The 24,754-nt window shown below is 61.7% G+C and carries 25 protein-coding genes; 8 read left to right on the top strand and 17 right to left on the bottom strand.

The genetic code is table 11. The features are described from left to right. Positions 1 to 49 precede the first annotated feature (49 nt). Positions 50 to 502, bottom strand: a complete 453-nt coding sequence (locus NQL71_RS05360) for a hypothetical protein (protein WP_274642368.1) — start codon at positions 500 to 502, stop codon at positions 50 to 52. Between the two features lie 148 nt (positions 503 to 650). Between NQL71_RS05360 and NQL71_RS05365 the strand changes: the two genes are divergently transcribed. Continuing rightward, a complete protein-coding gene (locus NQL71_RS05365; RefSeq protein WP_274642369.1) occupies positions 651 to 2,576 on the top strand; it encodes an alkaline phosphatase D family protein in 1,926 nt (641 codons plus the stop codon). A 112-nt stretch (positions 2,577 to 2,688) separates the two neighbouring features. Then, on the top strand, positions 2,689 to 3,195 hold the full coding sequence (locus NQL71_RS05370; protein WP_274642370.1) for a P-loop NTPase family protein: 507 nt from the start codon (positions 2,689 to 2,691) through the stop codon (positions 3,193 to 3,195). Here the strand turns inward: NQL71_RS05370 and NQL71_RS05375 are convergent. After that, positions 3,158 to 4,336 carry an aspartate aminotransferase family protein gene (locus tag NQL71_RS05375; RefSeq protein ID WP_166619643.1) on the bottom strand — a complete coding sequence of 393 codons (1,179 nt, stop codon included), beginning with the start codon at positions 4,334 to 4,336 and terminating at the stop codon, positions 3,158 to 3,160. The genes NQL71_RS05370 and NQL71_RS05375 overlap by 38 nt on opposite strands. Before the next feature lie 102 nt (positions 4,337 to 4,438). Here NQL71_RS05375 and NQL71_RS05380 point away from each other — a divergent pair, with 102 nt between their 5' ends. Beyond that, complete coding sequence (locus NQL71_RS05380; protein ID WP_046820423.1) at positions 4,439 to 5,356, top strand: LysR family transcriptional regulator; 918 nt, start codon at positions 4,439 to 4,441, stop codon at positions 5,354 to 5,356. Between the two features lie 4 nt (positions 5,357 to 5,360). Here NQL71_RS05380 and msrA read toward each other — a convergent pair whose 3' ends face one another. Beyond that, positions 5,361 to 6,068 (bottom strand): peptide-methionine (S)-S-oxide reductase MsrA, encoded by a 708-nt coding sequence (gene msrA / locus NQL71_RS05385; protein WP_046820424.1) that lies wholly within the window; start codon positions 6,066 to 6,068, stop codon positions 5,361 to 5,363. Positions 6,069 to 6,098: 30 nt separating this feature from the next. Next, positions 6,099 to 6,629, bottom strand: a complete 531-nt coding sequence (gene msrB / locus NQL71_RS05390) for a peptide-methionine (R)-S-oxide reductase MsrB (protein WP_077182488.1) — start codon at positions 6,627 to 6,629, stop codon at positions 6,099 to 6,101. Positions 6,630 to 6,780: 151 nt separating this feature from the next. Here msrB and NQL71_RS05395 point away from each other — a divergent pair, with 151 nt between their 5' ends. The 4 genes from NQL71_RS05395 to NQL71_RS05410 all read left to right on the top strand — a co-directional run bounded on the left by NQL71_RS05395 (position 6,781) and on the right by NQL71_RS05410 (position 11,659). Then, entirely contained in the window at positions 6,781 to 7,500 is a 720-nt protein-coding gene (locus tag NQL71_RS05395) for a response regulator transcription factor (protein ID WP_166619645.1), read from the top strand. Beyond that, complete coding sequence (locus tag NQL71_RS05400) at positions 7,497 to 9,017, top strand: sensor histidine kinase (protein ID WP_274642371.1); 1,521 nt, start codon at positions 7,497 to 7,499, stop codon at positions 9,015 to 9,017. The genes NQL71_RS05395 and NQL71_RS05400 overlap by 4 nt, the downstream gene beginning before the upstream one ends. A gap of 305 nt (positions 9,018 to 9,322) precedes the next feature. Further along, the gene (locus NQL71_RS05405) at positions 9,323 to 10,027 is read left to right on the top strand and encodes a hypothetical protein (RefSeq protein WP_077182481.1); all 705 of its coding nucleotides are present in this window, start codon (positions 9,323 to 9,325) and stop codon (positions 10,025 to 10,027) included. A gap of 201 nt (positions 10,028 to 10,228) precedes the next feature. Next, positions 10,229 to 11,659, top strand: a complete 1,431-nt coding sequence (locus NQL71_RS05410) for an aminotransferase-like domain-containing protein (protein ID WP_274642372.1) — start codon at positions 10,229 to 10,231, stop codon at positions 11,657 to 11,659. Between the two features lie 148 nt (positions 11,660 to 11,807). On the opposite strand, the gene NQL71_RS05415 is transcribed toward NQL71_RS05410, so the two are convergent. From NQL71_RS05415 to NQL71_RS05460, 10 genes are all read right to left on the bottom strand, one after another. Beyond that, the gene (locus NQL71_RS05415; protein WP_274642373.1) at positions 11,808 to 12,623 is read right to left on the bottom strand and encodes an N-acyl homoserine lactonase family protein; all 816 of its coding nucleotides are present in this window, start codon (positions 12,621 to 12,623) and stop codon (positions 11,808 to 11,810) included. A gap of 14 nt (positions 12,624 to 12,637) precedes the next feature. Continuing rightward, positions 12,638 to 13,597: a diiron oxygenase gene (locus NQL71_RS05420; protein WP_077182478.1), complete on the bottom strand. Its 960-nt coding sequence runs from the start codon at positions 13,595 to 13,597 to the stop codon at positions 12,638 to 12,640. A gap of 65 nt (positions 13,598 to 13,662) precedes the next feature. Next, positions 13,663 to 14,421 (bottom strand): TauD/TfdA family dioxygenase, encoded by a 759-nt coding sequence (locus NQL71_RS05425; protein ID WP_248687406.1) that lies wholly within the window; start codon positions 14,419 to 14,421, stop codon positions 13,663 to 13,665. 21 nt (positions 14,422 to 14,442) lie between these two features. Beyond that, a complete protein-coding gene (locus NQL71_RS05430) occupies positions 14,443 to 15,315 on the bottom strand; it encodes a branched-chain amino acid aminotransferase (RefSeq protein WP_248687405.1) in 873 nt (290 codons plus the stop codon). 31 nt (positions 15,316 to 15,346) lie between these two features. After that, positions 15,347 to 16,699: a KamA family radical SAM protein gene (locus tag NQL71_RS05435; RefSeq protein ID WP_274642374.1), complete on the bottom strand. Its 1,353-nt coding sequence runs from the start codon at positions 16,697 to 16,699 to the stop codon at positions 15,347 to 15,349. Positions 16,700 to 16,731: 32 nt separating this feature from the next. Then, entirely contained in the window at positions 16,732 to 17,376 is a 645-nt protein-coding gene (yfcF, locus tag NQL71_RS05440; RefSeq protein WP_274642455.1) for a glutathione transferase, read from the bottom strand. Positions 17,377 to 17,586: 210 nt separating this feature from the next. Continuing rightward, on the bottom strand, positions 17,587 to 18,072 hold the full coding sequence (locus NQL71_RS05445; protein ID WP_166619670.1) for a cupin domain-containing protein: 486 nt from the start codon (positions 18,070 to 18,072) through the stop codon (positions 17,587 to 17,589). A gap of 84 nt (positions 18,073 to 18,156) precedes the next feature. Next, entirely contained in the window at positions 18,157 to 18,651 is a 495-nt protein-coding gene (locus NQL71_RS05450) for a RidA family protein (protein WP_046820446.1), read from the bottom strand. A gap of 48 nt (positions 18,652 to 18,699) precedes the next feature. Then, entirely contained in the window at positions 18,700 to 19,980 is a 1,281-nt protein-coding gene (locus NQL71_RS05455) for an ATP-grasp domain-containing protein (RefSeq protein ID WP_046820447.1), read from the bottom strand. Between the two features lie 42 nt (positions 19,981 to 20,022). Further along, positions 20,023 to 21,123 carry an MFS transporter gene (locus tag NQL71_RS05460; protein WP_274642375.1) on the bottom strand — a complete coding sequence of 367 codons (1,101 nt, stop codon included), beginning with the start codon at positions 21,121 to 21,123 and terminating at the stop codon, positions 20,023 to 20,025. Positions 21,124 to 21,271: 148 nt separating this feature from the next. Here NQL71_RS05460 and NQL71_RS05465 point away from each other — a divergent pair, with 148 nt between their 5' ends. Beyond that, entirely contained in the window at positions 21,272 to 22,690 is a 1,419-nt protein-coding gene (locus NQL71_RS05465) for an aminotransferase-like domain-containing protein (RefSeq protein WP_046820449.1), read from the top strand. 205 nt (positions 22,691 to 22,895) lie between these two features. On the opposite strand, the gene cyoE is transcribed toward NQL71_RS05465, so the two are convergent. From cyoE to NQL71_RS05480, 3 genes are read right to left on the bottom strand one after another with little or no spacing between them, the layout of a single operon-like run. Next, positions 22,896 to 23,783 carry a heme o synthase gene (cyoE, locus tag NQL71_RS05470; RefSeq protein WP_020796846.1) on the bottom strand — a complete coding sequence of 296 codons (888 nt, stop codon included), beginning with the start codon at positions 23,781 to 23,783 and terminating at the stop codon, positions 22,896 to 22,898. Between the two features lie 10 nt (positions 23,784 to 23,793). After that, entirely contained in the window at positions 23,794 to 24,129 is a 336-nt protein-coding gene (gene cyoD / locus NQL71_RS05475) for a cytochrome o ubiquinol oxidase subunit IV (protein ID WP_007916940.1), read from the bottom strand. Next, positions 24,129 to 24,752, bottom strand: coding sequence for a cytochrome o ubiquinol oxidase subunit III (locus tag NQL71_RS05480; RefSeq protein ID WP_046820450.1), 624 nt, complete (start codon positions 24,750 to 24,752; stop codon positions 24,129 to 24,131). The genes cyoD and NQL71_RS05480 overlap by 1 nt, the downstream gene beginning before the upstream one ends. Positions 24,753 to 24,754 lie beyond the last annotated feature (2 nt).

Genomic DNA, 24,754 nt, shown 5'->3' on the forward strand with positions numbered 1-24,754 from the left:
CAGGCTCGCTCCCACACGTGGTATGCGTCGTTCTCGAGCTCCTGTCTGCTCACTCAATCTCAATCGGCCCCTTGGTCCCCGCATCACTGTCTGTCCAGTAATCCTCGCCCGTCAGCCGTCGATCACCCTGAATCGTGAAGGTAAGCTTGCCCTGGTGAAATTGCAGGGTGCCATCGGTGCGTTTGGCGTCAACCTGTTTGCCGTTCACCCAGACCTGCTCCTTGGAATCGATGCGGATGGTGGCGACTGTCGCGCCTGCATCGCTTTTGGCCACCCACTGCCCGGCATACGGGGTCTGGGTCGTCGTGCTGTCCGCGGCGGGGTTGGTGAAGCCGGCCTTGGCGTTTTCCACTTTGCTCTTGTGGATATCACAGCCCTGGGTCTCGCTGACCTGGGTGCAGCCGGATTGCTCGAGTTGCTTGCGGTATTTGTCGTTGATGGCGTACGCCGGGGATTGCGCGGTCAGCAGGATAACCAGCGCTGGCAGGATGATTCTGTTCATGTTTACCCTCTTCTTCGCGAATGCCTGCATATAGCATGAATGACTCACTTTAGCCTGCGCACGCATTTGAGTCTGTCAGTACACAAGGGCAGCAGCGCCCACCTGCGTTATCATCGCTGCCCCGCGCCCCCAAGAGCCCTGCCCCCGGATGCCTGACACTCTGCCTTTGCCTGACGACCTTCAAACACTGCCAGCGGTGCTGGCAGGCCCAATGTTGCGGCGCCTGGAGCCGACGCGGCTGGTGCTGTGGCTGGTGGGTTCGCGGGCGTTGGAGCTGACGCTGCGGGTGCAGGGCGTGGGCGATATTCGCCTCGATGCCGGGCAATGCACGGTTGTTGCCGTGGGTACCCATGCTTTTGTGCACCTGATCGATGTGGCGCTGGACGCCGCCCTGCCCTGCGATGAGTTGATCGAGTACGACCTGCTGATCGATGACGGCACGGGCATCGCCACTTGGGCGCCGCATCTGTTGTACGGCGATGCAACTGCGCCGAACTTCGTCCTGCGTGCGCGCATCGAGCAGTTGCTGCATGGTTCCTGCCGCAAACCCCATCACCCGGCGACCGACGGCCTGCTGTGCGTCGACAGGCTATTGGCGCAAGACCACCTGGCCAGCGAACGTCCGGCGCTGCTGATGATGAGCGGCGATCAGGTCTACGCCGACGATGTCGCCGGGCCGACCCTGCGGGCGATCCATGCCTTGATCGAGCGGCTGGGGTTGTTCGGTGAGCATCTGGCCGGCGCCGTGGTCAGCGACAGCGCCGAGCTGTACGGACACGCCGCCTGTTATTACCACCGCGCGGATCTGCTACCGGCGCTGCAAAGCAACGAAACCCTGCGCGAGCGCTTTTTCGGGGGGGCGCGCAAGCCGATTTTCACCAGCAGCAGTGCCGACAACCACCTGGTGACCTTCGCCGAAGTCATGGCCATGTACCTGCTGGTCTGGTCGCCGACGCCCTGGACCTTGATCGCGCCAAAACCGCCGAAACTGATCAAGGAACGCCGCGAGCGTTATGCCCTGGAACAGACGCGCATCGACGCGTTCAAGGCTGGCCTGGACAAGGTCGCGCGAGCGCTGGCACACGTGCCGACGCTGATGATCTTCGATGACCACGACATCACCGACGACTGGAATCTTTCCGCGCAATGGGAGGAAACGGCCTACGGCCATCCGTTTTCCCGGCGCATCATCGGCAATGCGCTGCTGGCCTACATGCTGTGCCAGGGCTGGGGCAACAATCCGGATGCGTTCGTCGATGTGCTGGAAAAAACCCGTTCGCTCAGCGCCACCGGCGATGACCATTACCTGGACAGCGATGTCCAGGACGCGCTGATCGATGAGCTGCTGCGCTTCCAGCACTGGCACTACGTGCTGCCCACCACGCCGGCCATGGTGGTGCTCGATACCCGCACGCGGCGCTGGCGCAGCGAGATGAACCTCAAGCAACCGTCGGGCCTGCTGGACTGGGAAGCTCTCAGCGAACTGCAGCAGGAACTGCTTGATCATCCCTCGGCGATCATCGTTTCGCCGGCGCCGATCTTCGGCGTCAAGCTGATTGAAACCGTGCAACGGGTGTTCAGCTGGCTGGGTTATCCACTGCTGGTGGACGCCGAGAACTGGATGGCCCATCGCGGCGCGGCCCAGGTGATCCTGAACATTTTCCGCCACTCGCGCACGCCGGGTAACTACGTGGTGCTGTCGGGCGATGTGCATTACTCCTTCGTCTACGAAGTGCTGATCCGCCACCGCAAGGCCGGCCCGCGCATCTGGCAAATCACCAGCAGCGGCATCAAGAACGAATTCCCGCCGGCCCTGCTGGAGTGGTTCGACCGCCTCAACCGCTGGCTGTACTCCCCGCGCTCGCCGCTGAACTGGCTGACCAAGCGTCGGCGCATGCGCATCGTGCCGCACGTTCCGGAGCATGCTGAAGCGGGTGAACGGCTGTGGAATTCGGCGGGGATCGGCCAGGTGTACTTCAATGAACAAGGGCAGCCACGGGATATTTTCCAGCACAACGCCAATGGCGCGCCGAAGACGCGGATGGTGGCGCCTGAGACTGAAGGGCTGGACTGAAACCTGTAAGAGCAAGCTTGCTCGCGATAGCGATCTAACATTCAACATATCTGCTAGTTGATACACCGCTTTCGCGAGCAGGCTCGCTCCCACAGTTTGATCGGTGTCGCTCATGGATTTAACCCGAACCCTGATCATCGGCAACTCCGGCTCCGGCAAGAGCTGGCTGGCCCAGCGGCTGGCCGAGCGATTGCAGGTGCCCTGGACCGATCTCGACCGCCTTCACTGGCTGTCCGACGAACACAGCATCCCGCGCGCCCGCGGCGAAGCCCTGGCCATGGCCCGAATCGCGGCCGGGCAAGAACGCTGGGTGATCGAAGGCGTGTATGGCTGGATCGCCCGCGAACTCCTGCCCCGCACGACTGCGCTGATCTGGTTGAGCGTTGCCGACGAGGTTTGCGTGGCCAATATCCGCCAGCGTGAAGTCAACGACGATGAACGCCTGATTGCCCTGATGGAGTGGGCGGGTAGCTATCGTCAGCGTGACGGGTCCAGCGGCTATGCGGCCCATCGGCAGTTGTTCGAAGGATTTCCCGGTACGAAAATCCGGCTGACGGATCGGGCACAAATGGCAGCGCTGGTTACCCGGCTGTATTCAGCACCTGACTCACCCCCCTGACAATCATCTCCACCTCCCGCTCATCAATCGTCAAAGGCGGCAACAAACGAATGGTCTGCCCCCGCGTCACGTTGATCAGCAGCGCATGATCCCTGGCGGCGATCAGGCTCAGGTCGCGGATCGGTTGCTTGAGTTCGATGCCGATCATCAGGCCTTGGCCGCGGATCGCCAGGACATTCGGGTTGTCGGCCAATTCCATGTGCAACCTGGCCAACAGGCGTTCGCCCTGGCGCCGGGCGTTTTCCAGCAGGCCTTGTTCCTCGATGATGTCCAGCACCGTGCAACCGACCCGGCAGGCCAGCGGGTTGCCGCCGAAAGTGCTGCCGTGGCTGCCGGGAGTAAAGAGTTCGGCGGCTTTGCCACGGGCCAGGCAGGCGCCGATCGGTACGCCGTTGCCCAGGCCTTTGGCCAGGGTCATGACGTCCGGGACGATGCCTTCGTGCTGGAACGCGAACCACCGCCCGGTACGGCCGATGCCGGTCTGGATTTCATCGAGCATCAACAACCAGGCGCGCTGGTTGCACAGTTCGCGCACGGCTTTCAGGTAACCCGGTGGCGCCAATTGCACGCCGCCTTCGCCCTGGATCGGCTCCATCAGGATTGCCACGATGCGCGCGCCGTGCGCCTGCTGCACCTGGTTCAGCGCCTTGAGGTCGCCGAAGGGCACCTTGATGAAATCCCCGGGCAATTTGTTGAAGCCCAGGCGCACCGCTGGGCCATCACTGGCAGACAGGGTGCCGAGGGTGCGGCCATGGAAAGCGTTGTGCATGACCACCACCAAGGGTTGCTCGATGCCTTTGCTCCAGCCATGCAGCCGGGCGATTTTCAGTGCCGTTTCGTTGGCCTCGGCCCCGGAGTTGTTGAAGAACGCCCGGTCCATGCCGGCAAGACCGGTCAGCTTGCGCGCCAGCTGTTGCTGCCAGTCGATGCTGTAGAGGTTGGAGGTGTGCAGCAACAGGCCGGCCTGTTCGCTGATGGCCGCGACGATTTTCGGGTGCGAGTGGCCGACGTTGGTCACCGCCACCCCGGCCACCGCATCCAGGTACTCACGACCGGCCTGGTCCCACAGGCGCGTGCCCAGGCCCTTGTTGAAACTCAGGGCCAAGGGTTGGTAAGTGCTCATCAGGCAGGCGGCGGTCATGGCATCAGGCTCCATCAAGGGTCGTTGTTTTTGCAGTATGGTTAGCCACCTGAACTGGATAAATACTGAAATACTTCAATCATTTTAAAGTCGAGCTTGATAATGGATCTGTTCCAGGCAATGACCGTGTACGTCAAAGTGGTAGAGGCCGGCAGCATGACCGGCGCCGCTGCGCAGTGCAAAATGTCCACGACCATGGTCGGCAATCACCTCAAGGCCCTCGAGCAGCGCCTCGGCGTGCGCCTGCTCAACCGCACCACCCGGCGCCAGCGGCTGACCGAATTTGGCACCGCGTATTACCAGCGCTGCCTCGAAGTGTTGGGGTTGGTGGCAGATTCCGAACGGCTGGCCGAGCAAGCGGTGGATGAACCCAGCGGCACCCTGCGCATCTCGGCGCCCCTGACCTTCGGCACGGAAAAACTGGCGCCGGCCCTGAGCGAATTTGCCCTGCTCTACCCGCGGGTAAAACTCGACGTGATGCTCACCAACCGTCGTCCGGACATGCTCGAACACGGTCTGGACGTGGCCTTTCGCCTGGGTGCCCTGGAGTCGACCACCCTGATTGCCCGCCCGCTCATCAACTACACCCTGACCATGTGCGCATCCCCGGCGTACGTGGCCCGGCGCGGCGCGCCACAGAAACCGCAAGACCTGCGCCACCACGATTGCCTGTCCTTCGCCTATCCGGCCGGGGATGACTGGCACTCGGTGGAAAAGGAATGGCGCCTGGCCGGCCCCGAAGGCGAAGTCTCGGTGGCAGTCAGCGGGCCGATGCTGATCAACAGTTCGGCCGGACTGCACCAGGCGGCGCGAACCGGCATGGGCATCGTGATGTTGCCCGATGTCCTGGTCGAGCAAGATATCCAGGACGGCAAGCTGCTGAGCTTGATGCCCGGGTTCACCCCGCCGAGCCGGCCGATGAACCTGATGTATGCCCAGGATCGCTACCGCTTGCCGAAACTGCGACGTTTCGTCGACTTCGCCCTGCAGATGTGGGGGATCTGCGGACAACGGCCTTAGCGGCCTACATCCCCGCCTTCACCAGCACCGGTTTGTCCTGATAACGATCCGGGTACAGCTGTTTGAGCTGCGCCACCTTCGGCAAGTCGTTGATCACGATGTAGGGATAGGTCGGGTGCTCGGTGAGGAAGTCCTGGTGTTCTTCTTCCGCCGGGTAAAACCCGTTGTAGCTTTCCAGCTTGGTCACTATCGGCTTGTCGAACGCATGCGCCGCGTCGAGTTGGGCAATGTAGGCCTGGGCGACCCGTTGCTGTTCGCTGCTCTTGGTAAAAATCGCCGAGCGGTACTGGGTGCCGGTGTCGGGGCCCTGGCGGTTGAGTTCGGTCGGGTTGTGCGCCACGGAAAAGTAGATCTGCAGCAAGGTGCCATAGCTGACCTGGCTCGGGTCGAAGGTCACCTCCACCGATTCCGCATGCCCGGTATCGCCACCGCTGACGCTTTCGTACTGCGCCGTATTGGCGCCACCACCGGCGTAACCGGAGACGGCATTTTTCACGCCCTTGACGTGCTGGAACACCCCTTGGACGCCCCAGAAACAGCCCCCGGCGAATATGGCGGTTTCGCTACGGGCCTGGGTGGTTTCGTCGAGGGTCGGTGGCGGTAGCAGCACTGCCTCTTCAGCCCCGCCAAAGGAAAACGCCGAGCATTGGCCGATGATGCCGGCGGCGGCCAGCCCCAACAGGGTGCGGCGCCAGGTGAACAAGCTCTTCATGTCACAGACTCCAGAGGGATGCAGGGAAATTCAGACAGTCCCGGGCTCGAACTTCAGCGCCAGACCGTTCATGCAATAGCGCAGGCCGGTGGGTTTCGGCCCATCGTCGAAGACATGGCCCAAATGCCCGCCGCAACGCCGGCAGTGCACCTCTTCGCGCAGCATCCCGTAGGAACGGTCCTGACGGGTGGCCACGGCCTTGTCCAGCGGTGCCCAGAAACTCGGCCAGCCGGTGTGGCTGTCGAACTTGGTCGCCGAAGAGAACAGCGGCAATTGGCACCCGGCGCAGGCGAACGTGCCGTCGCGGTGCTCGTTGTTCAGCGGGCTGCTGTAGGCTCGTTCGGTGCCTTCTTCGCGGAGGATTTCGTACTGCTCGTCGCTCAATATGGCGTGCCATTCGCTGTCACTGTGGGTCACTTCGAAGGCCTCGGCGGCGCTGGCGTCGCTGATCAGCGCTGTGCCCATGGAGAATTTCGGCAACAGGCCGATCGCCAGGGCTGCAACACCCAGCCCGCCGCTGGCGAAGAGAAATTGCCGGCGTGAAATGCGTGGTGAAAACATGGCTGTCTCCAGAAAATCCAGGGCTCTTTGATGAAGCACAGCCTAGTCTTGGCTTGATCGCCAAATCCTCACGGGAAGTTAAACAATTCGTGATAACTCGGGCCGTGAAAAACCCGCACAATGCGCTCATCGCGCCGAAGGATTGAGCTGGATGGAACAGACCAAACGCGTCCTCGTGGTCGAGGATGACCTGCATATCGCCGACCTTATCTGCCTGCACCTGCGTGACGAGCAGTTCGAGGTGGTGCACAGCGCCGATGGCACTGAAGGCATGCGCCTGCTGCAACAGGGCAACTGGGATGCGCTGATCCTCGACCTGATGCTGCCTGGTGTCGACGGCCTGGAGATCTGCCGCCGCGCCCGCGCCATGGCCCGCTACACGCCGATCATCATCACCAGTGCGCGCTCCAGTGAAGTGCACCGGATTCTCGGCCTGGAACTGGGTGCCGACGATTACCTGGCCAAGCCGTTTTCCATGCTCGAACTGGTGGCCCGGGTCAAGGCGTTGCTGCGCCGGGTGGAGGCCATGGCACGCAACCTGAAGATGGACGCCGGCAGCCTGCTCACCGACGGCCTGGCCATCGACCCGATCACCCGCGAGGTATCCCTCGACGGCCGGCGCCTGGACCTTACGCCCCGGGAGTTCGACCTGCTGTACTTTTTCGCCCGCCAGCCGGGCAAGGTGTTTTCGCGCATGGACCTGCTCAACGCCGTCTGGGGCTACAGCCACGAAGGCTACGAACACACCGTCAACACCCACATCAATCGCCTGCGCGCCAAGATCGAGGCCGACCCGGCGCAACCGGTGCGCATCCTCACGGTCTGGGGCCGCGGCTATAAATTCGCCACCGGGGAGGAAGCGCAGCCATGAGGCTGACCCTGACGCAGCGCCTGTCCCTGGTGTTCGCCGCGCTGCTGCTGGTGTGCTGCGGCACGTCGGCGTGGCTGCAGGTGCGCTCCAACCAGATGCATGAGCAGGAAGTGGTGCAAGGGCTATCCCGGGATCTGGCGCAGCACATCGCCAGTGACACGGTGCTGATGGACACCCAGGGCCTGATGCCCAATGCCGTGCGCGACCTGTTCAGCAAGCTGATGCAGGTCAACCCCAGTGTCGAGGTGTACCTGCTCGACACCCAGGGCAAGATTGTCGGCAGTGCCGCGCCCGAAGGCCGGATCCGCCGCGAGCGCGTCGACCTGGCGCCGATCCAGCGCCTGCTGCGGGGTGACGCCCTGCCGATTGCCGGTGACGATCCGCGCAGTGTCGATGGGCGCAAGGTGTTCAGCGCCGCACCGTTGAAGGTCGACGGCAAGGCGGTCGGTTATCTCTACGTGGTGCTGCTGGGTGAAGACCACGATCGCCTGGCCGAGCGCGGCGCTACCAGCGCAGCCCTCAATACCGCCCTGCTGTCGATCGGCCTGGTAGCGCTGCTGTGCCTGATTGCCGGTCTCGCCGCGTTCGCGCTGATCACCCGGCCCTTGCGCCGCCTGACCGACACCGTCAGCCAGTTCGACATCGACGGCGTCCCGGTCTCGCCGACCCTGCCCGTCACTGTGGACAAAACCGCCAGCCATGATGAGATCGCCATACTCGACGCCACGTTCCGGCAAATGCAGGCGCGCCTGGGCGAGCAATGGCGTTCCCTGACCCGCCAGGACCAGGAGCGTCGCGAACTGGTGGCGAACATCTCCCACGACCTGCGCACGCCGCTGGCGTCGCTGCATGGTTATCTGGAAACCCTGTCGCTCAAGGACGCCACGCTGTCACCCGAAGAGCGTCGTCGCTACCTGGGCATCGCCCTGGATCAAAGCCGCAAGGTCGGCGGCCTGGCGCAGTCGTTGCTGGAACTGGTGCGGCTGGAACACGGCTTCGTGCAACCGGTGCTGGAGCGCTTCTCCCTGACCGACCTGGCCCAGGATATTTTCCAGAAATTCGAACTGACCGCCGAGGCGCGCCAGGTCGAATTGAAAGCCACCTTCGCCCCCAACGTGTCTGCGGCCTGCGCTGACCTGGGGTTGATCGAACGGGTGCTGACCAACCTGTTCGACAACGCTTTGCGCCATACCCCGCCTGGGGGCGAAATCGAACTGGGGTTGCGTCCGCAGGGGGCGTTCATTGAAGTGACGGTCAGCGACACCGGGCCGGGAATTGCTCCGGAATTACGCGAAGGGTTGTTTTTGCGGCCGTTCAATATTGGTGGCGCACGGCGTGATGGCGGGTTGGGGCTGCGGATTGTGCACCGCATCCTGCAGTTGCATGGGCTTGAGATTCAGTTGATCGATGTGCCGGGGCGAGGGGCGACGTTCAGGTTTTCGTTGCCTGTCGATGAGCAGACCGCATCGGCACTGGCAGTGCGGTCGATGAACCTCAATTCACCGGGGCAGGCCTGACAGACCGAGGCGCCTGCATCGCTGGCAAGCCAGCTCCTACAAGGTTTTGTGTTGCCTACAGATTTTGCATACACCCACTAAACCTGTAGGAGCCGGCTTGCCGGCGAAGGCGTCTGCAAGACAGGCGCAATGTTCAAGGACGCCTTCGCTGGCAAGCCAGCTCCTGCAAGGGGTATGGGTTATGATTTTGTCCGTTGGCCTGTTCGGTCGTGACAATGCTGCCCCGGTCCAATAGATTAGGCGGCCTGAAAAAGCCCCCGGGCTTTTTCGCCCCTATTCAAGTTCAACGAAGTAGTGAAATTTCAATGTCAGATTCCAACACCGCTGAATCCGTAGTCACCCTGTCGTCCAAAGCGGAATACGAAAACTCCATCAATCTTTCACAGCACGTACCCCAGGCCAAGACCATCAGCGAGATGGTCCTGGACGCCTTCCAGTCCACCCGCGAAAGCGAGCAGATCCGCGAGCTGCGCGCCGCGATCCGCCAGGCCCACGACAGCTTCGACGACGACAAGGCCTACGAACTGATGGGCCAGCTCAAGCAACTCAAGGACGCCGAGGCCGCCGATATCGCCGCCCTCGAAGACTTGAGCAGCAAGTTCCCGATCAGCCGCATCCTCTCCAGCTTCAAGGATGATCCGGCGTTCCAGGAAATCGTCTACGGCCTGGCCCTGAAGGTGCTGAACCAGACCCACCAGGCCATCAGCAACCCAAGCGGCGGCAAGAGCAAGGCCGCCAAGGCGAAGAAAGAAGTCGAAGTGTTCACCATCAGCAAGGACGGCATCAGCGTCACCTTGCCGATGCGCACCCCGCGCTCGCGCCTGAACGTGGATCGTGAAGCCCTGGAGTTCCTCGGTTTCACCTTCGTCGGCGACGGCGACGAGGCCGAGCTGCAAAGCGAGACGTTCCTGGACAACCAGGGCGCCGAGCAAGCGGTCAACCGCAAGAACATCATCACCGCCCTGCAACAGCAGACCGCCTTCGACGGCTATAGCATCGCCGCCCAGTAATACCCGCCAGCGCTTCCCCGGAGCCCCGCCAACGTGCGGGGCTTTTTATTGCCCGCGATTCCAGCAAAACCGCGTTTAGTGTTCCAGTATCAAGGCCAGACAAACACTTCCCTTCACCCATCTGCACCACGGGTCCGCCTGCGGGGAGCGTCAACTCACTTTCCAGCCCAAGACCTCAGTGGTGCGACTGCTGAGGTCATCATGAACACGCTTCCCCTGTACCGTCAGTTGGCCAACCACTACCTGGACGCAATCCGCAGCGGCACCCTGAAGACTGGCGAGCGCCTGCCCTCGATCCGCCTGATGATGGAAAAACACGCCGTCAGCCTGTCCACCGCCGTGCAGGTCTGCCGCGAGCTTGAGGACTACGGTGTGCTGGAAGCCCGACCGCGCTCGGGCAATTACATCCGCCAGCCCGACACGCCAACCAAACCCCTACCGATCGCCCTGCCCCCGCCGCTGGATACGGGCGTCTATGTCGGCATCCATGAGCAAGTGTCAGCGGTGCTCAAGGCCAGTCAGCGCGCGACGGTCAAGGTCAACTTCGCCAGTGCCTACTGCGCCCCGCCGCTCTATCCGCTGAAAGTCCTGCAGGACAACATGATCAAGGCGCTGCGCCAGGACCCGCATCTGTTCGATACCACCAGTGCGACCAGCGGCCACAGTGTCCTGCGCAATGTCCTGGCCCGGCGGATGCTGACCGCCAAGACCCACCTGAGCGCCGAACGCATCGTGATCACCCACGGCGCCACCGAAGCGATCAACCTGGCCTTGCGCGCCGTGACCCGCCCCGGCGATACCGTGGCCGTTGAGTCGCCGACTTTCTACGGCCTGCTGCAAATTCTCGAAAGCCTCAACCTGCGGGTGCTGGAAGTCCCGGCCTCGGCCCACGCGGGAATCCATCTCCCGGCCCTTGAACAGCTACTGCACGGGCCGGAGCCCATCAAGGCGCTGATCGTCATGCCCAACCTGCACAATCCGCTGGGCAGCATCATGCCCGACAGCCACAAGGCCCGGCTGGTGAAACTCTGCGCCGAGCACGATACGGTGCTGATCGAGGACGACACCTACGGCGACCTGGTGGACACCGAGCAACCGCTGTCCACCCTCAAGCACTGGGACCGCACCGACAGCGTGATCTATTGCGCTTCGCTGAACAAAACCCTGGCCCCGGGCCTGCGCCTGGGCTGGATCAGCGCCGGAAAATGGCACGACCGCGTGGAAATGCTCAAGCACACCCAGACCCGTGGCTGCGAGAAGCTGTCGCAACTGGCGGTCAGCGTGTTCATGGGCACGCCGTCCTATGAACGCTACCTGCGGCGCTTGAGAAACACCCTGACCCAGCAGCGCCAGCAAATGAGTGCAGCGATCATGCGCCACTTTCCTGAGGGTACCCAGGTGACCACCCCCCGGGGCGGGACTTTGCTGTGGGTGGAGTTGCCGGCGCAGCATTCGTCCATGGCGCTGTTTCATGACGCGTTGAACGTCGGCATCCAGATTTCACCTGGGGATATCTTTTCCAACACCCGGCGGTTCCATCACTTCATGCGCATAGGCTGCGGAGCGCCGTATTCACCGAGGATCGATGAGGCGTTGCAAACCCTGGCGCGGCTCCTCAAAAACCAGGGATGAAAACACCCCCTGTAGGAGCTGGCTTGCCAGCGAAAGCGTCAGCACATCCAGCATCGGGGCGCCTGACACACCGCCTTCGCTGGCAAGCCAGCTCCTACAGGTTTGCGGTGTGTCAGCACATCCAGCATCGAGGTGCCTGACACAGCGCCTACAAGGGGTTCGGGTTATAGGGATTTTGGTGCAGGCAGATGATATGCGGGTCATCATTCCAATGCGGGAAATGCTCGGCGATCAGCGGGTCGTGGCCGGGGATGACGTGGTCTTCGCTGTCGGCCAGGCGATTGATCTCGCTGAAGGCTTCCAGGCTTTGCGCCAGGTCGTCGATGATCGGAAACGGGCTGCGCTGGCGAATATTTATCCACAGGTGCGCCGCGTCCGAGGCCAGGACGATCCAGCCCCGTTCGGTGTGCACCCGCACCACCTGGCTGCCCGGCGTGTGCCCACCCACCGCGTGCAGTGTCACGCCCGGCAGCACCTCGACCGTGCCGTTGTGCAAACGCATGCGCCCCTCGAACAACGGCGGCAGCGCCGACATCACATCCTCGACCTCGTAGGTCTTGTTCACCGTGTGATGGGCCATCTTCGGCCCGGTGCAGAAGCGCAGCTCCGCTTCCTGCACATGCACCGTGGCCTTGGGAAACAACCCAAGGTTGCCGGCATGATCCCAGTGCAGGTGCGTGAGGATCAGGTGCTCGACCTGCGCCGGGTCGATGTCCAGCTGCCGCAGGGAATCTTCCGGCAGGCGATACATTTCACGGTTGCGCCGCTGTGCCGTGGCCGGTTGAAAACAGGTGTCGACCACGATCACCTGGTGCTCGTTGCGAATCACCCAGAAGTAGTAATCCAGTGGCATCGGCGCGTTCGGATCGCCGCAGCACGCATCGTAGAGAAAGTTCTCCCGAGCGGTGCGCTGCGCGTTGGCGCCGACGCGGATGGCGAACACTTCGTACAGGGGAATGGACATGGTCACCTCCGGGTTCAGGCGGCTGCGGTGGCTTTGAGGGTCGGGCGGAAATCGAAGTCGATCTGCTCGCTGATGCCCAGGTCCTGCGCCAGCTTATGCAGGCCACTGTAGTCACGCATGATCGTCGCGTTTTTGTTGCTCTCGCGGGTGTCGGCAATGATCGAACCGGCCTCCTCGACCCCGAGCTGCGTGAGGATCGCCTCCCACATCGAGTAGTCCTGTGCGATGAAGGCACTCAGGGCCACCGACAGGTTGCGGGCAAAAAATATCCGCTGCTCGGGCTGCATGTTGGCGTACATGACCTTGGCCACTTCGGCCAGCACTTTGCTGTGGGCGTACTCGTCGCGATTGTGCAGTTCGGCCACGCGGCGGTTTTGCGGCTGGATGGTCGGGTCGTCCGCCAGCAGGTCGAGGTAGGCATTGACGCTGATCTCGGCCACCACCGCGAAGGTGATCGCCGCCAGGTCCCGCTGCCATTGCTCCGGCAGTTCCTCACGCAGGGCCTTGAGGCGCAGGTAAGTTACTGAGGGCGGCAGATCCAGGTCCTGGTCGAGGGCGCGGTCCAGCTTGGTCCGCTCGATGGCCCGCAGGTGCATGAGCGTGTGGTAGTGCTCGTCGATCAGGGTTTGCTGCATCGCCTCGCGAAAATGCCAGTCGTCCTTGCCCAGGTACTGATTGGCGATGACGCTCAGCGCCGGGTTCACCACGTGCTCCTCGGCGGTGACGGTGCGCAGGTTGTAGCCGATCCAGCCCCAGGTCACCACTTTGTTCTTGAGCTCGTCGCTCAAAACCTGGAACTTCGGGTGGTGGAAAAACGGCACCATGCCCTGCGGATAATCCGGGCGTGCCGGGTCGAACACTTCATTGACCTGGGCCTTGTCCGGCGAACACACCCCGGCGCGTTTGGTCCAGGCCTGATTGAGCCGCACGATCAGTTGGTGATCGACCTGGGCGATCTCGATTGCTGTTTGCATGACGCGATACCTGTAGAACGCCTACCCCCTTGGGGTACGCGGAAAAAAGAAGGGCGACGGAAAAATCAGGCCAGCCAATAGCGGGTCAGGTTGCGCGCCGGGTCAGTGTATCGACTGCGGGCATGAATCATCCGCCAGTTGTCCCAAATCAGCAGGCACCCGTCGGGAATCAGCACCGGGACGTTGTGTTCGAGAAAGTACGCCTCACCCAGCGTGGCAAATCTTGCCAGCGGCGCGGTGCTGTTGGCCACTTGCGATTGCTGCAAGGCTTCCTTCGACGGGTTCACATCACCGTAGTGAAACTGGTTGTAGCTGAAGCGGAAAATATCGCCGTCCTCGGTGGGCGTCAGGATGTATTCCCTGACCCGGGTTTGCGCAGGCTCGCCGGGCTTGGCGGTGGCGACGAACTCCACCGGCGTGTCATCGAGCCACTCGCGCAGTTCCGGCTCGGTTCGCTCCAGCGACTTCAAGAACTCATAGCCGTCCACCAGCCCCGTATGCCCGCCACCGCAAGTCGCCTGTTGATGGCAATGCAGCGCCAGGTAACGCGGCGGCGGGCCGTACACCGGCGCTTCGGTGTGCGGGCCGATGCCGTTCATGCTCTGAGAGTACGGCAAGTCCTCGTAGCCCGGCTTGCGGGTGATGGCGAACGCCACCTGGCCATTGAACTGCGGAATGACCGGGCCGAATTCGTGCAGTGTGCCTGTGACATCGTGGGCAAATTCCCCCGGGGTCAGCACCGTCCAGCCACGACGGAACAATTCTTCATGGCGATGGCCCAGCGAAACATAAGGTGTGGACGCAACAATCCCTTGGTCTGACATGGTGAGTTTCCTGGCGGTTTATCAGGCGTTGACGGTTGAGGTGTAGGCGGCGATCAATTCACTGCAGGCGTTGCCCGGTCGGTAGCACTGTTCATCGATGCTTTGTACCGGGGTGATTTCGGCGGCGGTGCCGGTGAGAAAACACTCGTCGAAATCGCCCAGTTCCGTGGGCAGGATGGTGCGCTCGATGACTTGGTAATCCAGCGCCCGGGCCAGCTCGATGACGGTCTGGCGGGTGATGCCGTCGAGGAAGCAATCCGGCACTGGCGTATGCAAGGTCCGCCCCTTGGCGAAGAACACGTTGGCGCTGGTGGCTTCGGCAACGTGGCCGCGCCAGTCGAGCATCAAGGCATCGTGATAGCCGTTGTTTTCCGCGTCATGCTTGCTCAAGGTGGCGATCTGGTAATGCCCCGACGCCTTGGCTTCGAAGGGGCTGCTGCTCGGCGGCGGCCGGCGCCAGGTGGCGGTCTTCAAGCGGATGCCGGCCATGCGCGCCGCCGGGTCGAAATAGCTCGGCCATTGCCAGCAGGCGATCGCTACATGCACGCGATTGAAACGCGCCGAGGTGGAAATCATCTCGCTGCCGCGCCAGGCCACCGGGCGCACATAGCCGTCGCCCACCTGGTTTCGTCGCAGCAATTGAAGGCTCGCCGCTTCCAGCTCGGCGGGGTCGAAGGGAATGGCAAAATCCATCAGCTGCGCCGAGCGATACAGCCGCTCAGTGTGTTCGCGCAGCTTGAAGATCTTGCCGTTGTACACGCGCTCGCCCTCATACACGGTGCTTGCGTAATGCAGGCCGTGGCTCAGCACATGCAGGCGCGCCTGGGACCACTCGACGAACTCGCCGTCGAGCCATATCCATCCTTCGCGCTGATCAAACGGGATACCGCTCATGTCCTTGTCTCCCCAGTAATTAAGCGTCGTCCTACGCCGTTTGCAGCAGGACCGGTATCAACTGCGGCGCAGGTTCCAGCAACAGCTCTGCCTCGGTCTGAAAGAAAAAAGCCCGCTCGCCGAAGGCCGGGCGCAGCTCATCGAACCAGGTCGCCTGCGGGTCGAAGCACGCATAGAAGGTGCGCAGTACCCACGACGGGTCACGGGCCTGGAGGAACTGCAACACGAAGACTTTTTCCCCGGCGACGGTCTCGATGCCGTTGATCAATACCTTGCCGTAGAAGGTGCTCATGGACGGCCCGCGCACCGTGCGCGCCAGCCCCGACACCGTGCGGTACGCCGCCTGGAAAATCTCGAACGCCCGGGCCAGCGGCATCGCAAAGTAGTGGCTGGGGCCGGTGTCGCGCTCGACGAACATGTAATAAGGCACCGCGCCGAGCCGTACGCCTTCGGTCCAGAGGGTTGCCCAATCGGCGGGGTTTTCGTTGATATGGCGGATCACCGGTGCCTGCATGCGCAGGGTCGCGCCCGTGGAACGAATGCACTCGATGGCTTGACGGGCGATGGCCGGGCGGATCTCCACCGGGTGGTTGTAGTGGCCCATGATCGAGAGGTTCTTGCCCGCCGCGACGATCTGCCGGAACAGCGCCAGCAGCTCGGGCGCATCCTTGTCGGTGACAAACCGTTGCGGCCAATACGCCACCGACTTGGTGCCGATGCGGATGTTCTGGATGTGCGGCAGATCCAGGAGCGGCTCGATGTACCCCGCCAGCGAGCGGGTGTTCATGATCATCGGGTCGCCCCCGGTTATCAGCACATCCGTGACGTCGGTGTGCACCTTCAGGTAGCTGACCAGCTCTTGGGATTCCCGGGCGTTGAACTTGAGCTCTTCCTCGCCGATGAACTGCGCCCAGCGAAAACAGAAGGTGCAGTAGGCGTGACAGGTCTGCCCGGCACCGGGGAAAAACAGCACGGTTTCGCGGTACTTGTGCTGGATGCCCGGCAGGACCTTGCCGTCGAGGGTCACGCCGTTGTGCGTCAGCTGCCCGGCCGGATGGGGGTTCATGCGCAGCCAGATCGCCTCGATCCGCCGCTTGATTGCAGCGGCGTCATCCTCTTCGATCAGTTGCTTGAGCGAGGCATATTCCTGCGCCAACAACATGTCCTTGTGGGGAAAGGTCATGCGGAAAATCGGATCGTCCGGGATGTTGTTCCAGTCGATCAGCGTGCCCAGCACGTATTCGTTGGTGCGAAACGGCATGACCCGGGCCACGACCGTCATGGCTTCCTGCAACGCAGGCGTCAGCTTGTGCCAATACGGTGTGTCGCGAATGGTCCGGGCGTTATAGGGTTTGTAGCGTTCGTGCTCCGACAGTCCTTGCATGGCAGCGCTCCTGGTGATTGCCCTGACAATTGCTACACGATGGCCGGCGCTATGCGCTCTATGTCCATCCATGCGCGGACGCTGTCGCGATCCCACTGGCGGCGCACATAGGCCGCGAGCCGCGCCGGGACTTGATCGCCCTGGGCGACCAGGCGGTTGAGCATGATCGCCAGGTCAGTGTCGGCAATGCTCCAGTCGCCGAAGAGGTGTTCAGCGCCCTCCTCCAGCAAGCGGTCGGCGACGAAGAACAGGCGTTCGACCGCGGCCCTGGCATCCTCGGAGAGCGGCGCGAGTTTTTTGCAGAAGTACACCAGGTCGAACGGACGCTCCTTGCGCACGACCAGCAAATCACTGCGCAACCAAGCCTGAAGTTGACGGGCCCTGGCGCGCTGCTGGATGTCTTGCGGGAAGAGTCTTGTATGCCCCGGGGCGAGTTCCTCCAGGTATTCGGCGATGGCGGAAGATTCCGACAGTGCAAAGCCTGCGTGAACTAACGCGGGAATCTTGCAGGTCAGGGACATATCACGGTATTTATCCAGATAGTTCTCCCGCCCCTTCAAATCAACGGTGACAATTTCAAATGAAAGTTGTTTCTCCTTGAGCGCCACAAACGCCGACATCGCAAACGCGCTGACAAAATCCGCGCCCACATAAAGTTTAATCCTGTTGCTTTCCATAGAACCTTCCCCTGAACTAAACACATAAATCCGTTGCATTCCAGGCGATCGTAGTAAGTTGCTTAGGCGCTGAACAGATACAGAAATTATCCGTTTGCATCGATACAGAAATTCGAAAAATGCAAACTGCCACGGAACATGGGGGGCACGGCAGAAAAGAAAAAAGGGAGCCCGCGAACGCGGACTCCCTGGAGGGTAACGGAGGGGGAATTACAGCTGGCGGGGGATCAGGCCAACATTGTCGTTGAAATTGGCGAGCAGCAGCGCTTGGGGCATATTGCTGATGTTGAGCATGGCCAGCGGCTCGGCGGCGCCGGTGTTGACAAAGCCGTGGCGGGTCCAGGCCGGCACCAGCAGCACGTCACCGGCGCCGACGCTCACTGGCTCGGCATCGCCCAGGGTCAAGGTGCCGTTGCCGCTCTGGATGATGAACAGGTGCCACCATGCATGGTCATGGCCGTTGAGTTCCGCGCCGGGTATCAACCATTGCATGGACACGGCCATTCCGGGGGTCAAAGAGCATCCGTCGAGGCTGCTGTCGTGGGCCAGCGCGACAATATCGACGTCGCTGGCCTCGAGGCTTTTGCGCATACCCGTTAGTTCAATATCCTTCCACACCCGCGGTTTTATCGGTTGCTGAACCAGACTTTGACGAAAGTCTTTATATGAAAAAAACGCACCTTGAACGTCATTCATGTTCGGGTTCCAACTTATTCTGCCGAGTTGAGTCATCCGACCTTAGGCGAACATTTAATCGCTGTAAAGCCGAACAACTCATACTTATAACGCAGAAGGTCGCAACGCCACGATCATGTCCACTTCGACTGCCGCATTCTTTGGCAACTGATAAACACCGACCGTCGTGCGAGTATGTTTGCCGGCATCGCCGAGCACATGACTGAACACATCCGAGGCGCCGTTGGCCACTTCGCTGAGGTCGACAAAGTCCGCCGTGGATTTCACATACACCGAGACCCTGATCAGCGACTTGATCTTGTCCAGCGAACCGATGGCATCGACGATCAAGGCCAGGCCGCGCATCGCGCAGAGGCTGGCGGCCGCTTGGGCATCCGCCATGTCGAGGTCCAGGCCGACCCGCCCGGGGTATTGGATCTTGCCGTTAACCCGCGGCACCATGCCGCTGACATGCAACTCGTCGTGGTGGCGGATCAGCGGAGCGTAATGCCCTCCTACGCTGTTTTCGCCGTAGATGTCGTAGTCGAATTCCTTCGCCAGCGCGATGAAGCGTTCATCACAGCTCATGTGCTCAATCATTTACCCAACCTCTTGATCAATACTGCAAAAAACATCGCCCTTTGACACTCAACACAGCATCCGTGCAGGCGGCGCCAGGCTGGTGATCCCGATGCTCGACTCAACGGCCTCGGCCAGGCGCAGCAGGTCATGGCTGAGCTGTGCATAGTCTTCGTTGAACAACACGATGTGGCCGATGAACGAGAAGTTGTCTTTCACCAGCGCGCTGACCGAATCGCCGATGCGCTTGCTCACCACCGCCTCCACCAACTCGATGCCCAGCGAGCGGGCCAGGGCCTGGATGTCCGGAACATCACGCAGGATGCCGCCCGTGCTCGCCCGCAGCAGGCGTATGCCGCAGTAGCCGCGAGGCACTGGCTCGCGGCTATCGACCTGGCCCTCCACGGCCCAGCGCACCCAACGCTCCCATGGGTCGAAATCGACGAAGGCCTGGCGTGCCAGGTCCCAGATGTGCATGCCACCGGGGCGCATGTTGGTTTCAACGGCCGAGGTGCGATGGTTGGCCCTGTAGAACACTTCGTTGTGCCAGGCGCCGTTGTCCTGGGAAACCAACCCGGCCATGTGCTGGCCGGCAGCTTTTAGTCGAGCCTGCACCTCAGGCGCCAACGGTGCGGGCACCACTTGCTGGATCTCAGCGCGGTAGGCCCCTTCGGTGGTGGTTTTTTCGGTGATCCAGGTGCTTCCGGCAACATGATCCCAGCTGTACTCCCGGGCGTTCTGGATCAGTTCTTCGAGCACGATGCCGCCCTCGCGATAGGGCTTGAGCGCTTGCCACGCATCGTCGCATTCGGACGGGTGACGGATGACCCGGCAGCCTCGACTGGCACCCTCGCAGGCAGGCTTGATGAACGCCTTGCCACCCAGTTCGACCACGCGCTGGCGCAGCTCCGGCAGGCTGTCGATACGGCTGGAATGCACTGGCCGGTAATCTTCAGGGGCCGTGGTGGCCGTCGCTTCGAGCTGGCGGAAAATCTGTTTGTCCAACCCCGCCCGAGCCTCGGCAGGTGAAATACCGGGCAAGCCGAAATGACTGGCCAGCGCCGCGCCGAGCAGCACGCCACGGTCGGAAAACGGCAGCACGCCGATCAGCTTCCAGCGATCGGCCTTCAGGCACCCCACCACCAGTTCGAGGGAGGCCGCGACGTCCTGTTCGGCCAGTGAAGTGCTGCAGACGTGATCCGCCACCTGATCGTCATAGGGCTGGACCTGCTCGACCAACAGGATCAGCCTGGCGCTGTACAGCGACTTGCACAGATCGCGCAGCTTCTGGATATCGTGAACCCGACTGCCGTTGTACCCCACCACTACTACGCATGAAGTCGTATTCATAAAACCCCCGACTTGCAAAGTGAAAACCGAAACAGCGATGACTCAGTCGTGCAACGACGCAATGGATTGCCGGTTGAGCCAGTACCAGACCAGGATCCCGCCAGCGCCGATGGCAGCCAGCACCAAGGCGTTGTAGGGCGGTGGCGCGACCCGCATGATCAACACGGTCAACCCTGCGCCGACGCCCAGGGACACTTCCTTGACGAACATGTTGTTCTGCTTGACCGAGAAATAATCGAGGTGGCTGAAAGCGCATTCGGCGATGGACAGCAGCGCCACCCAGATCAACGCGCCGACCAGGGTGTCGACGTGGAACGCGGCAGGTGAAGACAGCACCACAAAACCACCGACGATGATTCCGATCACCGTCAGCACCTTAAAGCGCCCGGTGCTCTCGATCAGCTTCATCACCGGCACTTGCGCAAAGACCACCACGGCGCTGTTGAGGATCAGCATCAGGCCGTACCAGGCCGGCAGTTCGCCCGTTTTCAGCAGGATCGCCTGGGGCAGGATCGAGAACACGCCGAACAGCTTGATGCCCATGATGACGCCGGCGATGACCCACGGCAGCTTGTTGCGCCAGCCGCTGCCATCCTGGCTGGCGGGACGGGCAACCACGGGGTCGCAAGTGAAGGTCGCGCCCATGGCGATTGGCAGGCACAACAGGACGAAACCGGCGGCGCCCAGGAAGAACAGGGTCGGGGTCAGCAGCGGCGACAGCAGGATCAGCCCTGCCAGCAGGCTGCCCATGTTCATGGCGACGCGGTTGTAGGCGGCGCCCTCCTTGGTCTGGGCCGCCTCGCTCTTGATCAGGTAACCTGCAATCGCAATACCGTAGGCAAACAACGCCGCGGCAAACATCACCACGCCCTGGTTACTGGTGATGGCCAGCAGTACCAGCCCGAGGGCGGCGCACAGCAGGGTAACGCTCAGGGAGCGGCGACCGAGCACCAGCAACGTCAACGGCAACAGCAGCAACAAGGCCCGATAACCCAGGGCCAGGATGCTGTTGGTGGCGGTATCGAGCCAGACGTTGGCCTTGCCCAGCACCGCGAACAGTGACACGGCAGTGATGATCCGGATGGTGAACAAGCGCAGATTGATGACCGGCTTGGCCGCAACGACCGTTGTTTCGACACTCATGCAACACCTCACGAACCTGGCATCGATCGACCGGCATAGGTCGACCATCCAGAAACTCTGTAAGGCGATGGTAGAAAGAGATGCTTGTCTTGGTCAGAGCAAGTTCGTATAGAATCAAACGAACTTTACTGCCAGAGAGACCAGTAAAATGCAGGCTCAGCGAGCAGTGATCGCCGCTATCGAGTTCCAGCCGGGTGTACCGCTGGTGCAGCAGATCGTCGATCAGTTGTCGGTGGCAATTACCAAGGGCGGCCTGCCCCACGGCTCAAGGCTGCCGCCGATTCGCGAACTCTCCGACCTGATGCACGTGGGCAAGTCCACGGTGGTCGACGCCCTTGACCGCTTGCGCGCCAAGGGGCTGGTGGTGTCGCGCCAGGGTTCGGGGCATTACGTGCACCGTTCCAGCACCACCCTGCAGACCCACGCCGGCCCCGATCTGCTGCCCCAGGACACCCTCAGCGTGGTGCGCCGCGCGGTGCTGCTGGACAATGGCGCGCTGCGCCCGGGGGCCGGTTTCCTGCCATCCTCATGGTTGCCTGCTGACGAATTGCTCAAAGCCGTGCGCGGTACACTTCGCGCCACCACGCTGCGCATGGGTGAATACGGTAACGCCAGCGGTTACCTGCCGCTGCGCCAGGCCTTGCGGGTCAAGATGGCGACCCTGGGCGTCGAAGCGCCGGTGGAACAGATCATCACCACCGCCAACACCGTCCAGGCCATCGACATGCTGATGCGCCTGCTGGTCAAACCCGGCGACACGGTGCTGCTCGACGACCCGTGCTACTTCACGATGCACACCAACCTGGCCTGGCACGGCGCCAAGGTCGTCACCATCCGCCGCGATTGCGACGGCATGGACCTGGAGGCGTTCGAGCAACTGCTGATCGCTCACCGCCCCGTGCTCTACATGACCAACAACGCCCTGCACAACCCGACCGGGCACTCGTTCACCTCGGCGCAGGTCTACCGCCTGGTGGAGCTGAGCCATCGGTACAATTTCCACATCCTCGAAGACGACCTGTACTGCGACATGCAGCAACGCCGAACGCCGCGCCTGGCCGCGAGCGGGCTGGACAACGTGTCCTACGTCTCAGGCTTCTCCAAGACCCTGACCGCCAACAGCCGCGTCAGCTTCGCCGTGCTGTCCCCGCAACTGGCCGCGCGGATGGTCACCCTGAAAATGGCCTGCGGCGGCATGACCTCGGAGATGGCCGAGCAGATCATCTGCACCATGCTCAGCGACGGCAGCTACGCCAAGCACATGCGCCGCACCGTAGACAGGCTTTATGAGTCGAACAGCCGGGTGGCGGCATGGCTGGGCGAAGCCGGGTGTTCGGTGTCTTCGCTGCCCGGTGAAGGGTTATACATCTGGACGCGATTGCCGGATGGATACGATGCCGAAACCCTGGCCAGGAAGGGCCTGGAAATCGACCTGGTATTGGCGCCGGGGACCATGCTCAGCAAGGCGGCGGATGGCAATCGGTTTCTGCGCTTCAACGTCGCGCACAGTGATCACGTGCAGGTGCGCGAACGGTTTTTCCGCTTGCTCGACAAGCCCCATAAATAACCGACTGTCTTCGATCCTGTGGGAGCGGGCTTGCTCGCGAAGAGGCCGTCACATCCAGCATCAATGTCGCCTGACACACCGCTTTCGCGAGCAAGCCCGTTCCCACAGGGTGGAGGTGCTCGATGCACCGTGCAACAACCGCGCGTAAATGAAAAAGCCCCGCGCTTCTCTCGAAGGCGGGGCTTTTCTTTACAGCATCCGACGCTTAAGGCGCGTACGTCAGCAGCAGCTCGGTCGGCACTTTGAAGTCCAGGGACATCATCACGCTCAACGCGGTAATGGTGAAGATCGAGAACACGAACAGCTTGCGTGCCCAGACCGTGTCATCCACTGCCTTGTAGCCGGTCCAGGCCATGTACAACCAGTACATGCCCATGGCCGCGGCGACGGCGAGGTAGCTCATGCCGGCGTAGCCGCTGAAGGTCAGCATCAAGGTCGCCACGAGGAAGGCCAGGATGTAGATCAGGATGTGCTTCTTGGCCACCTGGATGCCACGCTTCACTGGCAGCACCGGAATCGATGCGGCCAGGTAATCGTTGAAGCGGAAGATCGCGATGGCGTAGGAATGCGGCATCTGCCACAGGCTGAACATCACCAGCAGGGTCAGCGCGGCCATGTCGAAGGTGTTGCTGACTGCGACATAGCCGATCACCGGCGGCATGGCGCCCGACAGACTGCCCACCAGCGTGCCGTGAACCGACTTGCGCTTGAGGTACAGGCTGTAGAAGCCGACGTAGATCACGAAGCCGATCACGGCGAACAAAGCGGCCAACGGGTTGGCCACTTTGTACAACAACGCAACGCCGAGAACACCCAGGACGGTCGCATAGATCAGGGCCAGTTTCAGGGAGATGAGGCCCTGAACCAGCACCCGGTTCTTGGTGCGTTCCATCTTGATGTCGATGTCGCGGTCGATGCAGTTGTTGAACACGCAACCGGAGGCGACGACCAGGGAAGTGCCGATCATGGCTGCCAGAAACACGGCCAGATCGACATGCCCTTTCGAGGCCAGGAAGAACCCGCCTGCCACAGAAAGCACGTTACCGAAAATGATCCCCGGTTTGGTGATTTGGATAAAGTGCTTGAGCGACATCGGGTCTACCTCACTTCGCCATCATGTACGTGTGGATGCTGAACATGATCCACAGCGACAGGCCAACCAGCAGCACGATCACGATGGCCGTAAAGACGAAAGCGATCACGTTGTTACGCTGAGCGATGGAACGGTCCAGGTGCAGGAAGTAATACAGGTGAACGATCACCTGGATCACTGCGAACAGCAGAACGATTGCCAGCGTGGTGGCCTTCGGCAGGCTCGGGTACATCACCAGACCGAACGGGATGACGGTCAGGATCACCGACAGGATGAAGCCGATGGCGTACGACTTTACGCTGCCGTGGCCAGCATCATGGCTGTCATGGGAGTGGGCATTAGCCATTACAGGGTCCCCATCAGATAGACAACGGTGAAGACGCAGATCCAGACCACGTCCAGGAAGTGCCAGAACAGGCTCAGGCAGCTCAGGCGAGTCTTGTTGGTCGACGTCAGGCCCTTTTTCTGCACCTGATACATCATGATCGCCATCCAGATCAAACCGGCGGACACGTGCAGACCGTGAGTACCGACCAGGGTAAAGAACGCGGACAGGAAGCCTGAACGGCTAGGACCGTAGCCTTCGGCGATCAAGATGTGGAACTCGTTGATCTCCATCGCGATAAAGCCTGCGCCCAACAGGAAGGTCATGCCGAGCCAGGTCAGCACCGCCTTCTTGTTGCCCTTGTACAACGCCAGCATGGCGAAGCCGTAGGTGATCGAACTGAACAACAGCAGAGCGGTTTCGCCCAGCACGTACGGCAGTTCGAAGATGTCGTGGCCCGACGGGCCACCCGCTACGTTGTTAACCAGTACCGCGTACACCGCGAAGATCGACGCAAACAGAATGCAGTCGGTCATCAGGTAGAGCCAGAAACCGTATACGGTCATCTCGCCCGAGTCGTGGTGGTGGTCATCGTGCCCATGGTCACCATGGGCGTGTCCAACATTGGTCACTAAGTTCGACATGG

This window comes from Pseudomonas serbica (genome assembly GCF_028823535.1).
GTDB classification, from domain to species: Bacteria; Pseudomonadota; Gammaproteobacteria; order Pseudomonadales; family Pseudomonadaceae; genus Aquipseudomonas; species Aquipseudomonas serbica.

Coding starts and splice junctions, on each gene's coding strand:
- NQL71_RS05370 (WP_274642370.1), top strand. CDS start 2,689: ATGGATTTAACCCGAACCCTGATCATCGGCAACTCCGGCTCCGGCAAG.
- NQL71_RS05400 (WP_274642371.1), top strand. CDS start 7,497: ATGAGGCTGACCCTGACGCAGCGCCTGTCCCTGGTGTTCGCCGCGCTG.
- NQL71_RS05445 (WP_166619670.1), bottom strand. CDS start 18,072: ATGAATGACGTTCAAGGTGCGTTTTTTTCATATAAAGACTTTCGTCAA.
- NQL71_RS05425 (WP_248687406.1), bottom strand. CDS start 14,421: ATGTCAGACCAAGGGATTGTTGCGTCCACACCTTATGTTTCGCTGGGC.
- NQL71_RS05460 (WP_274642375.1), bottom strand. CDS start 21,123: ATGAGTGTCGAAACAACGGTCGTTGCGGCCAAGCCGGTCATCAATCTG.
- NQL71_RS05380 (WP_046820423.1), top strand. CDS start 4,439: ATGGATCTGTTCCAGGCAATGACCGTGTACGTCAAAGTGGTAGAGGCC.
- NQL71_RS05435 (WP_274642374.1), bottom strand. CDS start 16,699: ATGCAAGGACTGTCGGAGCACGAACGCTACAAACCCTATAACGCCCGG.
- msrA (WP_046820424.1), bottom strand. CDS start 6,068: ATGAAGAGCTTGTTCACCTGGCGCCGCACCCTGTTGGGGCTGGCCGCC.
- NQL71_RS05455 (WP_046820447.1), bottom strand. CDS start 19,980: ATGAATACGACTTCATGCGTAGTAGTGGTGGGGTACAACGGCAGTCGG.
- NQL71_RS05430 (WP_248687405.1), bottom strand. CDS start 15,315: ATGAGCGGTATCCCGTTTGATCAGCGCGAAGGATGGATATGGCTCGAC.
- msrB (WP_077182488.1), bottom strand. CDS start 6,629: ATGTTTTCACCACGCATTTCACGCCGGCAATTTCTCTTCGCCAGCGGC.
- yfcF (WP_274642455.1), bottom strand. CDS start 17,376: ATGGAAAGCAACAGGATTAAACTTTATGTGGGCGCGGATTTTGTCAGC.
- cyoE (WP_020796846.1), bottom strand. CDS start 23,783: ATGTCGCTCAAGCACTTTATCCAAATCACCAAACCGGGGATCATTTTC.
- NQL71_RS05375 (WP_166619643.1), bottom strand. CDS start 4,336: ATGACCGCCGCCTGCCTGATGAGCACTTACCAACCCTTGGCCCTGAGT.
- NQL71_RS05405 (WP_077182481.1), top strand. CDS start 9,323: ATGTCAGATTCCAACACCGCTGAATCCGTAGTCACCCTGTCGTCCAAA.
- NQL71_RS05420 (WP_077182478.1), bottom strand. CDS start 13,597: ATGCAAACAGCAATCGAGATCGCCCAGGTCGATCACCAACTGATCGTG.
- cyoD (WP_007916940.1), bottom strand. CDS start 24,129: ATGGCTAATGCCCACTCCCATGACAGCCATGATGCTGGCCACGGCAGC.
- NQL71_RS05480 (WP_046820450.1), bottom strand. CDS start 24,752: ATGTCGAACTTAGTGACCAATGTTGGACACGCCCATGGTGACCATGGG.
- NQL71_RS05465 (WP_046820449.1), top strand. CDS start 21,272: ATGCAGGCTCAGCGAGCAGTGATCGCCGCTATCGAGTTCCAGCCGGGT.
- NQL71_RS05450 (WP_046820446.1), bottom strand. CDS start 18,651: ATGATTGAGCACATGAGCTGTGATGAACGCTTCATCGCGCTGGCGAAG.
- NQL71_RS05360 (WP_274642368.1), bottom strand. CDS start 502: ATGAACAGAATCATCCTGCCAGCGCTGGTTATCCTGCTGACCGCGCAA.
- NQL71_RS05410 (WP_274642372.1), top strand. CDS start 10,229: ATGAACACGCTTCCCCTGTACCGTCAGTTGGCCAACCACTACCTGGAC.
- NQL71_RS05415 (WP_274642373.1), bottom strand. CDS start 12,623: ATGTCCATTCCCCTGTACGAAGTGTTCGCCATCCGCGTCGGCGCCAAC.
- NQL71_RS05395 (WP_166619645.1), top strand. CDS start 6,781: ATGGAACAGACCAAACGCGTCCTCGTGGTCGAGGATGACCTGCATATC.
- NQL71_RS05365 (WP_274642369.1), top strand. CDS start 651: ATGCCTGACACTCTGCCTTTGCCTGACGACCTTCAAACACTGCCAGCG.